This is a genomic window from Bacillus sp. ISL-46, assembly GCF_018613205.1.
Map to the genome: position 1 here is coordinate 9055 of NZ_JAGGQR010000063.1, position 10678 is coordinate 19732.

9 protein-coding genes and 2 pseudogenes are annotated in these 10678 nt (G+C 33.4%); 7 read left to right on the top strand and 4 right to left on the bottom strand.

Annotation, left to right across the window (positions count from 1 at the left end):
- Positions 1-104 precede the first annotated feature (104 nt).
- The 4 genes and pseudogenes from J7E67_RS32420 to J7E67_RS26040 all read right to left on the bottom strand — a co-directional run bounded on the left by J7E67_RS32420 (position 105) and on the right by J7E67_RS26040 (position 5287).
- Positions 105-540, bottom strand: a pseudogene (locus J7E67_RS32420) (sporulation protein YunB).
- 105 nt (positions 541-645) lie between these two features.
- A pseudogene (locus J7E67_RS26030) lies at positions 646-990 on the bottom strand (ATP-binding protein); the annotation flags it as partial.
- A gap of 2075 nt (positions 991-3065) precedes the next feature.
- Positions 3066-3923: a tyrosine-type recombinase/integrase gene (locus tag J7E67_RS26035; protein ID WP_214733098.1), complete on the bottom strand. Its 858-nt coding sequence runs from the start codon at positions 3921-3923 to the stop codon at positions 3066-3068.
- Positions 3924-4171: 248 nt separating this feature from the next.
- The gene (locus J7E67_RS26040) at positions 4172-5287 is read right to left on the bottom strand and encodes a tyrosine-type recombinase/integrase (RefSeq protein ID WP_214733099.1); all 1116 of its coding nucleotides are present in this window, start codon (positions 5285-5287) and stop codon (positions 4172-4174) included.
- A 1144-nt stretch (positions 5288-6431) separates the two neighbouring features.
- On the opposite strand from J7E67_RS26040, the gene J7E67_RS26045 reads away from it, so the two are divergent.
- From J7E67_RS26045 to J7E67_RS26075, 7 genes are all read left to right on the top strand, one after another.
- A complete protein-coding gene (locus J7E67_RS26045; protein ID WP_214713523.1) occupies positions 6432-6992 on the top strand; it encodes a helix-turn-helix domain-containing protein in 561 nt (186 codons plus the stop codon).
- A 466-nt stretch (positions 6993-7458) separates the two neighbouring features.
- The gene (locus tag J7E67_RS26050; RefSeq protein WP_214733100.1) at positions 7459-7647 is read left to right on the top strand and encodes a hypothetical protein; all 189 of its coding nucleotides are present in this window, start codon (positions 7459-7461) and stop codon (positions 7645-7647) included.
- Positions 7620-7856 (top strand): hypothetical protein, encoded by a 237-nt coding sequence (locus tag J7E67_RS26055; RefSeq protein ID WP_214733101.1) that lies wholly within the window; start codon positions 7620-7622, stop codon positions 7854-7856. The genes J7E67_RS26050 and J7E67_RS26055 overlap by 28 nt, the downstream gene beginning before the upstream one ends.
- A gap of 2 nt (positions 7857-7858) precedes the next feature.
- Positions 7859-8041, top strand: coding sequence for a hypothetical protein (locus tag J7E67_RS26060; protein ID WP_214733102.1), 183 nt, complete (start codon positions 7859-7861; stop codon positions 8039-8041).
- Between the two features lie 366 nt (positions 8042-8407).
- Positions 8408-8665 carry a hypothetical protein gene (locus tag J7E67_RS31575; protein ID WP_251027009.1) on the top strand — a complete coding sequence of 86 codons (258 nt, stop codon included), beginning with the start codon at positions 8408-8410 and terminating at the stop codon, positions 8663-8665.
- 188 nt (positions 8666-8853) lie between these two features.
- Positions 8854-10149, top strand: coding sequence for an IS110 family RNA-guided transposase (locus tag J7E67_RS26070; protein WP_214733103.1), 1296 nt, complete (start codon positions 8854-8856; stop codon positions 10147-10149).
- 198 nt (positions 10150-10347) lie between these two features.
- A complete protein-coding gene (locus J7E67_RS26075) occupies positions 10348-10575 on the top strand; it encodes a hypothetical protein (RefSeq protein ID WP_214733104.1) in 228 nt (75 codons plus the stop codon).
- The last annotated feature ends 103 nt before the right edge of the window (positions 10576-10678 follow it).

The following is a 10678-nucleotide window of genomic DNA, read 5'->3' on the forward strand; positions in this document are numbered from 1 at the left end:
CAGCTAGGCGGCGGCCAAGGAATAGGCGCTCATCTTGGCGGTAATCTTGGTAAATACACCGGTCATCTCGGCTTCCAATTTGGCGGTAAAGAGAATGCGTAAACCTAAATAAAAATGATAACCAATAAAGGCTGACCTATTGAATTCTTCTGGGTCAGCCTTATTTTAATTATATCGGTTTCTTTATAAGCTTTATTTTCCAGGAACAGTAATCGGCATACTATTGTTCCGGACTGATTATAATATTGAGGGACTCTTCCCTGAACAAATAAGTCGCCGATTTTAATCACTTTTGTTAAATAGGTTTGCTTTGCTAAATAAGGGATAATGACGTTCATTTTGACATTTATGACTAAGTCGATTTCAAGAAAAGTATTATTTATTCCTGTGCTTCACCTCCGTTTTAATATCAGAGGTAACATCACCAATGATTTCGTAGCGGACAGGTATTTTAGGGCACATATCAGCAAATAAAGCGATGTTTGTGGCTGCTCCAAGAGGAATTTTATAAATAACTCCATTGCGGCTATTTTTATTTATTCAATTGGCAGGTTTGTTGAAGAAGCATTTGGGTAAAATACCTACAAAATTAAAGGTAGGTGTTACTTATGTAACCGTCAAGTTGTTTTGAACACTTTTTGCTGATTAATTTTGAACACTCTCCTTACCGAAAATGGTAATTCGGTGCTTCAATCTATAACTGTCATTTTTATTTAATTGAATAACCTCTACTCGGTGAAGCAAACGATCCAATATAGCCGTTGTAATTCCTTGATCTCCCATTAATTCAACCCATTCTTCTGGTCCTTTATTAGAGGTCAAGATAATGGAACTTCGTTCATATAAATGGTTAATTAGATGAAAGAACAGGTCAGCTTCCCGTTGATCCATTGCCAAATACATTAGATCATCAATAATAACCAAATCTGATTCTTTTAATCTTTTAAGCTGCATTTGAGACTTGCGTATATACTCTTCTGTTTTTAAGATGCTAAAATTTATGCAAAACCAATTATTGAAAGGATATTAAAAATCATACCGAATGCATTTCTTAACTTACAGGAACTAGGCCTTAATGGTCCATATGTAATCTTAACTTCTGTATTAGATTTAAAAGATAGGATGTTTTCTTACCATGAACATGGCTTTTCAACTGCAAAGTTAAGGCAGAATGATATGATTTTTCCATCCATATTGATTACTAATCCTTCTGACTTAAACGAATATGATCGCATTTTAAAGGAACTATTTATGAACGCTGCTGGTCATTTCCATACTCAATATACCCTGTAATCAGCTGTTCAACAAACGGTTATTCTTTTATATGCCCCATGGTTATTGGGGTTATAGGGGGCTTAAATTCAATTCTTTATTCAACAATCAACCGCGTTTTTTGAATAAGGATCGAAAAAACGCTTGGTTTTATCCAAGCGTTTTTATGTGCTAATATACAGTTATTTCATATGCTAAATCTATTATGATTTAACAAAGTAATTCTACTGTTATTTTAACTTTTCTCCACCATATTGGAACTACTATTGTATGACAAATATCTTTTAATTTTGACCACATTTTGACCACGAAACATATATAACCGGATATTATTTCATTTTCATTTTAGGTAGTAAAAAACGCTAAACCTTGATATAACAAGAATTGTTTTAATTCGTATTTCTTCATATTATACGGACACATAAAAGAACGTAAGAAATACGCTCCTAAAAAATGTTAACTTATTCAATAAAGGTAACTAAAATAATAGGCAAAATAAATTACATCATAGATTGAAAATGGAGTAACAAATGGGTAACGTAAGCTCGTAATAAGTAATAATTTAATGTTAAAGATGTTACAAAACGAATTATAAAAAAACGTTGATATAAAGCGAGTTAATCAACATTTATAAACTTTCGTTAAACATGTTACAATACGAAGGATTTATGGGCGGCATGATGTAATAAGATGTAATTTACGGCTTTCCTGTCTTTCCATCTGTATGAAATTTCGTAAAATGTGGCATACGGAAACATTGGGGGAACTGGTGGTAAAATTCATCACATTGCCCCGATACCTTCTGTCTAAACTGCGTATTCTCAAAAATAGAGCCCATTAAACCAACTTTTTCAAACTTAAACTGTTTTAACTCAATTCATTTTTCTACCTTGACAGGGTAGAGACCGCTGTCTTGATCCTAGTTCGGAATCTATTATAAAACGGGTGTTTGTTTTATATTAATAAGATTGTCATTTTGATACTTAATTAGAAAAAGGGAGGTTTGCTTAAACCTCCCCAATGATTTGTTCTACCTAACAATAAACCAAAAAAACCGGTCACACTTTTGGTCACATCTTGGTCACAGATTAGATGTTTTTAAATAATATTAGATAAAATTAAATAGTATATGACTAGTTAAAAAGTGGATTAAATCAAGACTTTATACTATTAGATACGGACAAATGGAACCAAAAAAGATAACATCCCTCTAACTTCAAAACTGTGTGTGTCTTTAAAAATTATACTCTTTCATAATAGATCAAAAAAGTCTCGAAAAGTATTTACGAGACTTTTTGTATTTGCGAAGAAATTTTATTCCTTGCCATCGATTGACTTTAATCTATTCAAGCTAGGGGACGATAGGAATATTAATTTTCTCACAAAACTAATAACATATATGTCGAAATATATATTAATAATTTCATATATTATATAATTGTTGTTATTTCAGTATATATTGTATATTGCATCATTACTTTTAAATATATATCATATTAATATGAATATTAAAAGTTAAGTCGATAGTGATTCTTTAACAATATAATGATCTTTTTAAAAGAAGAGAGAAATATTTGTGTATATATTATCTTTTTTCTTGAATACTCAAACAATTAACCCACAACGAAATTACATGTAAGATTGTACATAAATGAAAAGATAAATGCGCTAGAATGCAAATCTCCAACACACCAAAATAAGGAAACAAGACACATATAAAATATTTATCATCAAAAAATTAAATAACGGTCTAACCACAAATTAAATTAATTCTTTAAACCACTTTGTTCGAATTAAGATTTTGGGGTTATATTTCCAATTAAAATGTATTTTAAGTAATTAGATGCTGAATTTTCCTCTATTCCAAGTTCTTTTGCAATGTCTTGTAGGGAATATTTTTTTAAATACAGATGTAATGCCATTGCTCTACGTATAGATATCAGAGTCAATGCTGGATCGTTTTCCCCTAGATAATCTGAAGATATCGCTCTCAAATGGTTGAGAATAGACATAACCTGAATAGGTCCCCCAGAACGTTCTCCATGTGGTGTAGTGGTAAAGACAAAATCACTTTCATTATACCTTGTTTCCACATAGTACTCCCGAAAGCATGTGGCTTCAGTACCTCTTAAAGAAATTGAACGATTCTTAAGTTGTATGACAATGTTATTATTGTCGAGATCATCAATAATATCTTCTTTTTTAAAACGAAAATCTGCTGTCTTTAATCCCTTTACAGCTAAAAGGAATACGGCTTTTCTCAATTTAGAATATCCCTGGTTTAACAACACATTTTCCAAGATTGATAGTATTTCATCATAAGTAACAATTACTTTAAGCTCCTTTTCAATTTTCAAACGTTTCATTTTCACAGCTGGATCAATGGGTACTTTATTAAACTCCCAAAGAAAATGGAAAAATGTCTTGATGATCGCTAACTCTTTATTAACAGTAGAAATACTCTTATCCCGTTCTAATTGTTCTTCTAAGTAATTTTTAATATCAGTAGGAGAAATTTGAAAAGGCTCCTTATTAAAAGGGTAAGATTTATTTATAAACTTAAAAAATTGGTTAACTACCTTATCATAACTTTTTACTGTCTCTAAACTGTATCCTTTATCTTCAATATGTCTAATAAATCCATAAGGCATTTTTTCATCCCCATTCACTTATTAAAAAGAAGTTCATACTAATTAAAAAGGGTACGAACGTACCCTAATATTATGAAAATTAATGGAAATTGGCCGTTAAGGAATAACATACCACCTTGATTAAATGCAAGATATAGATCAATAAAAACTGAAAAAAATGGCCACTTTTTTCCTTTTATCAGCTTTCCTAAAAACAAGTTTTAAAAGGACTCTTTCTCTAATCAAAGGTTACTGAACAACTGATGTCTCTAAAACAAGTTAACTTTATTTAAATGAAGATATGAGTTATCTTGATTGATACGTTCTAAATATATATTGGTTGTGGAAATATCCGAATGGCCAGCCCAATCCTTTACAACAGCAAGAGGAACGTCGTTCTCCAAGAGAAGAGTAACAAATGTATGACGGAACCAGTGAGGAGTAACGCTTAAATTTTTTCCAGCAAGATGTACAGCTTCCTTCACAATTTTATACAGGGCAGGGTAGGTTAACCGTTTTTTATTTACTAGAGGTTCATTTTTATTGTATAAAGCGAAAAAAAGGGGGCTTGTATCTTGCATATTTATTTCAACAGATTCGCCCATACTTTTTCGATAACTAAATAGAATTTCTTGTGTTTCTTCTCTTATAGGGATTGATCGAGGTTTATTCCCTTTTCCAATTACATCTGCGAATAAAAATCCTTTACGGTTATAGCGAAAACTTCCCCAATTTAAGCTTAAAAGCTCACTTGCACGAAGCCCCGTGGTATAGAGCAGGTAGCCAATCAGCAAATTTCTTTTCTCCAATTGTTCTCGATTTCGTATTGCTTTCACAATTTTAGGAAAAAAGGAAATCAAAAATTCAGCGTCTCGTTGACTCAATTCCCTAACTTGCAATCGTGTTTGTGCATCTTCGTGACGAGTTTCTTCTATTATATAGTGTCCTTTTTTAGATACTGGTTTGGAGATCCAAGTGGAAAGGTGAGCTTTATAAAATTGCGTTTCATACCCAAAGTCCAATAACCTTCGGAAAAACTCTAATTTTCGAATGGCAGATTTTGCTGCATACTTTTCTTTGATAAATTGGTTATACGCTTTTACTTCCGGGAATCCAATATCTCGAAAAGATAGAGAATGCTCCGATAGAAAAGTGAGCAGCGTTTTCGCATCTGAGCGGTAGGCTTTAATCGTGTGGGAAGAAAGCTTTTTATCCTTGGGAAACAATTTCTCTATAAAAAACATTTCAATAAAATCCTGTTCGGAACTATTTTCAAGTGTGAGGTTTCGATTTTCATCAAGTAGATGACGAGCTTTTAGATTCTCCTGTAAATGGGTTAAGTACTGTTCACCATTCATATTTTGAAGAAGAGTCAAATAATTCATTTATTGACCTCCTAAGAATTGAATTTATTACTAATAACAATATTATGTATAGTAAAGATAATACCTAATTATCTTTACTTATATTTTAACACAGAATGTTTGTTCTATCTATAATTCTGTCTTCCTTATTTTATTTAAATATATTCAAAAATTGAAGTTGGGGTCCTGTCTGAGATTCGCTCTCAGGCCAAATTACTTTTTATTTTTAATATAATAGCCCATTCATTTCAATACAAAGCATATATAGAATTCAATTCATTTGTAAGTAGAAATGATATAGTAAGATGTTATTTGCATAATGATTTAATAATGGGTGCATTCCTGGAAAAATGGTAATGCTATTTTCTTCTTCAAGTAACGGGCAGCATGATTGACATCCACCTTATGGAAAGGTTGGACGAAGGAATTTTGGAGCAAAGACTCTGTTAGATATGGGAGGGTTGACCTCCATTAGAAATTTGGGGATCCGCCAGTGCAACCATACTTTAACTAGTTATCCACCTTTTGGATAAGTGAGGTTTGGTAACTATCAGTAGCTTTTTCACCTTGTACAGAAAATTATCCTTGAATACATCATTATTCCAATCCTCAAATGAAAATAAACAGACTACCACGTAATTTGGAGAAAATGAGAGATTTTCCTTTCTATATAAAAGGAAGGACGACGTAAATTATGCATACTCCGTGAACACTAAGGAGACAATAATTACAAGAGCAAGGCTTAAAATATACATCAAACCTCACTGTGAAATGGCTACCGCATAAGAAAAATTTCAAGCCTTGCTCCAAATTACACAATCACCTAGCGCTTTTAAATTCATAAAATATATAGGGTGTATGTATTAGTCACAAATCTAAGCCAGTATAATTCTCATGTTCAAAAGTTATTTCCATACGTCATTTTATTCCCATTGACTGCTCAATTAATTGAGCAGTCTTTTTACTTTTCATTAGTAAGGAGATTACATATTTTACATATAAATATGTTTGTCCTTTAATTTATAGAATTTTTCAATTTGTAGTCTTGTTAATATACGTTTTGTTGGTAAGAATCCTAATAACACGATTGTTGCATTTTAATAAAACAACATTTGTTGTATAATGGATTTAATAAAACAATTGTTGTCTTAAAGGAGCAGTATTTATGAAAATGTATAGCGTTGATGAAGCGTTTGACCTATTAAAAATAAATAAAATTACGACCAACAAAGAGAGTGTCCGCAGGTGGCTAAGACAAGGTGCGATAAAAGGAATTGCTCCAGCTTCAAGAAAGGAAGGGTGGAAAATCCCTGAAAACATATTGCAAGAATTTATTCAACAGCGTTTGCCCGAAATATATATAACAAATGTTGTAAAAGAAACAAATGAAATAAACACAAAAAATGTTGTAAATGTTGAAATCAAAGAACAAATTCGAACGGAAATGTGGCAAGAATTGGCTAAAAAGTACATTTGGGAAGGATATATAGATGTAAAAAAGTCATTAATTCGAAAATGTATCCAGCACAGACGTTATTCAAAAGACCTTGAAGAAAAGGTTTGGAAAGCGTGCGAAGCCAATAGTAAAGCTTATAGAAAGCCAAGAATCAGCTATTTACTTGAAGCATTTGCATTTGAAGGTAAACGCTTATTGATGGATAAAAATTTTGAGAGTTTAGAAGAACAGATCATTTTCCCCGTAATTGAATACATCCGAAAAAAATAGAAAAAATAATACAACAAAAGTGTTATTAAAGTGTTCGAGTTACTGAAACAGAGAGAATAGAACCTGTTTCTATACAAGGTTGCCCAAATCCAAAATGTAAACGTCAAACTCCTTTTCAAACAGATTTTCAAGTATTTGCGATAGATACTGTTGATTGGATTAACTACAGTGAAAGTCATAAAGATTTCATAGAAAAAATTAAATGGAGTTCTCCAAAACATGCCCCCGAATTTGCTATAAAAAATATACGAAAAACAAGGTATTAGAATTGAAACCTAATGCAAAGTTTCATATTATTGGAATTTGAGATAATGGGAATCTTCCACGAACGGGTGCTTTACTCAAATAAAGGGTAAAGCTTTTTTGTTGTACTGCCGAAGCAGGTTTGTTAAAGAAGCGAGAGGAGAAAATAAGCTCCCTTTATGTCGTATTTGACATATATTCCGACGTAAAAGGAGTAGAGAAAATGACAATGGACAACGGATTAAATCCAGTATGTAAAGAGTGCGGTTGTTGGTATCCAGTGGAATATTCCATACACATGGATTATTGCGATGAGTGTTACAAAGAAATTTTAAAGACAATTGAACAATCAAAGAAAGCGGCTAGAAAAAAGGAGGATGAAAAATGCGTATCCAAAGGGAAGACAATGTAATTAAAATGAGTGAAAGAATTGTTTGTGTTAATTACTTTAAAGACGTAAACACTCACCTTCATAACAAAGGAATTGAATATGTATCTATGGATTGTTATGCATGTAATGATTGTGGTGTGATGATGAGAATTAGTACACCTACTCTCGTTTTTGATGAGTATGGTAAGTTAAAAATGCAAGTGGAAGTAAGAAGTTTGAGGGAGGATTGAAAATGGTAAAGAAAAAAGTCGTTTACCTAGAAGAAAATATGCTCAATGATAATGACCTTGTAGTATTCGAGGCAGACATTCCCTACGTCGTTGAAAAGGGATTTATAAGCAATGAAAATAACGAAATTGTACTACTTAGAGATATTTGGGTAGATTTTCGGCTAGTTCATCAACAAATTAGTTAGTGCGTAGTTCGATTAAATTGTGCATTAGTAGGATAGTCTTTGTTAACTAACGGAGTAAGCAACGTAATGATTTTCATTCTCTGTGGTGCAGCGCCGAACTGGCAGGTTGTACGGGGTTATTGGTTGTTGTGGATAATATTATTTGAAGATGCGAATTCTAACTATAAAATTATGGGAGTGAGCATCATGAAGAAAATGATTTGTCCTTTTCACCATTTCTTTAATGTTTGTCACAGGAAACTTAACTTATGCTAAACCTCCAGAGCCAAAGGAAATTAAACCATTTTCAGATGACTGGTATGTCACACCAGAGGATATTATTAGAGATATTATATTTCCATCTATTGATAAAAGAGTGATGAAAGAGTGATGAAAGAATATCCAGGTAAAGATGCTGCTACTTTTGGCTGGCAGTCACAGAGGATTGTTGGTATTGTTTATAGCAACAATCATTCCTATGATATTTCCGTGAGGCTTCTAATTCCTAAGAATAGCGATAGCCCATTGGAATATGCAGAGGACTTGGTTAAAGTAAGAGTATCTCCATCCTGCGACAGCCCCAAAATTAGATGTAGTCATGGTTTTAAAGTAGAAGTATTAGAGTACAAACATATATCAAGATAAGAACGCGAAGAGGTGTTGCCTTTAATTGGCTGCACCTTATTTAGATTGACCTTCTTCAACTAAAGGGGCAGCATTCCTGTAATGCGTGAAAATGAGGTTTGAAAAAAAAAATAACCTCTTGGTAGAATAAGAGTGTCCTAAAGCTCCCCAGCGAAAAGGACAACACTCAAATACCAGGAGGATTTACAATGAATTATAACCAAAATAAGAAGATTGCTCAAATTACTTCTCGAACACTTATTATAGGGGTCGACATTGCTAAATTTAAGCATGTGGCACGTGCCCAGGACTTTAGGGGAATGGAGTTCGGATCACCTTGCTATTTTGAAAACACAAAAGAGGGGTTCGAGCATTTTCTTACATGGATATCTCAACTGAAGAAAGAACAAGCCATGGGAAAAGTCATGGTTGGAATGGAACCAACTGGCCACTATTGGTTCAACCTGGCTCATATTCTAAAAGAAAATGACATTAAGTTTGTAGTGGTTAATCCCTTACACGTAAAGAAAAGTAAGGAACTCGATGATAATTCACCAACTAAAAACGATGTAAAGGATGCCAAAGTTATTGCCCAGCTGGTAAAAGACGGAAGATACGCCGAACCTACGATTCCGCAAGGGGTTTATGCAGAACTCCGAGTGGCGAAAAAAATACGCGATCTTTTAACGGACGACCTCCAAACGGTCCAAGGGCAGGTCCATAACTGGATAGATCGATACTTTCCAGAATTTCTTACTGTCTTTAAGAAGTGGGAAGGAAAGGCAGCCTTACAATTCTTAAAACTATATGCTTTACCGCATGAAATAATAAACTTCTCTGAACAAGATCTGCTTACTCACTTAAGAAAAGCCGTTAGCCGGAGTGTTGGGCTTAATAAGATTCGAGGGTTAAAGCAAGCAGCCAGTAAGTCCATCGGACTTCGTCAAGGCTCTGATATGGCTAAACTGGAGCTGAAAACATTACTAGATAAATATGATTTAATCCAGCTTAAATTCGAAGAATTAGATTCAAAAATAGATATTTTACTTGATGAAATACCAGGGGTACCACAAATGTTAGCCATCAAAGGTGTAGGAAGGGATACGGTTGCCGGTTTCTTTGCGGAAGTAGGTGACCTCAATGATTATACTCATCCCCGACAAATTATTAAGCTAGCTGGCTTAAGTTTAAAAGAAAATACATCTGGTAAGCACAAAGGAAAAACGACGATTACAAAGAGGGGCCGTAAGAAACTGAGGGCTCTATTGTTTAGGGTGTGTATGATTCTCGTTGCAAAAAATTCTGCTTTTAAAGCATTACATGCTTACTATAATCAACGTTCTGATAATCCATTAAAGAAGATGCAGTCCCTAATTGCTTTATGTAATAAACTGATCCGTATTTTCTTTAGTATAAGTAAAAAGCAATTTGAATTTAGTGAAGAAAAAATGTTAAAGGATATTCCGCATTTATCAGTAGCAAAGAAGGTAGAAATGGCCGCTTAATTCTGTTTTAGATTAGATTAAATAGTAGCTGAGTGTTTTATAGGTTGGGTACATTTGAAGCACGGATTAGTCGGCAAAGCAACTAAATTACGGGCAAAGGACCCTGTGGGGCAGCATGGCTGACATCCACCTCATGGAAAGGTTGGACGAAGGAATTTGAGAGCGAAGACTCTGTGAGGCATGGGAGGGTTGACCTCCATGAGTAATGTGGACATCCACCAGTGCGATCATATTTTGACTCATATACCAATTTATGTAAATGATTGGTTGGTGGGTTATAAGTCTTTTTTCTCAATGGGTCCATTTTTATCCTTTTCAGTAATGTTCACCCAACTATTAAGTGATTACCGAAAGGTAAACTACTATGAAATTCTAAGAAAAACGGAGAAATCGGGAGATTTTGCTTTCTTTATTGAGGGAGGTTAGTTCAACAAGAAATGCCTAAAAGATTGACAAGAACATTCGCAGGATATTAAGTAAATGGCATAGAATTAGAAATATAAACAGCATATTTTGTTAATTTATGCGG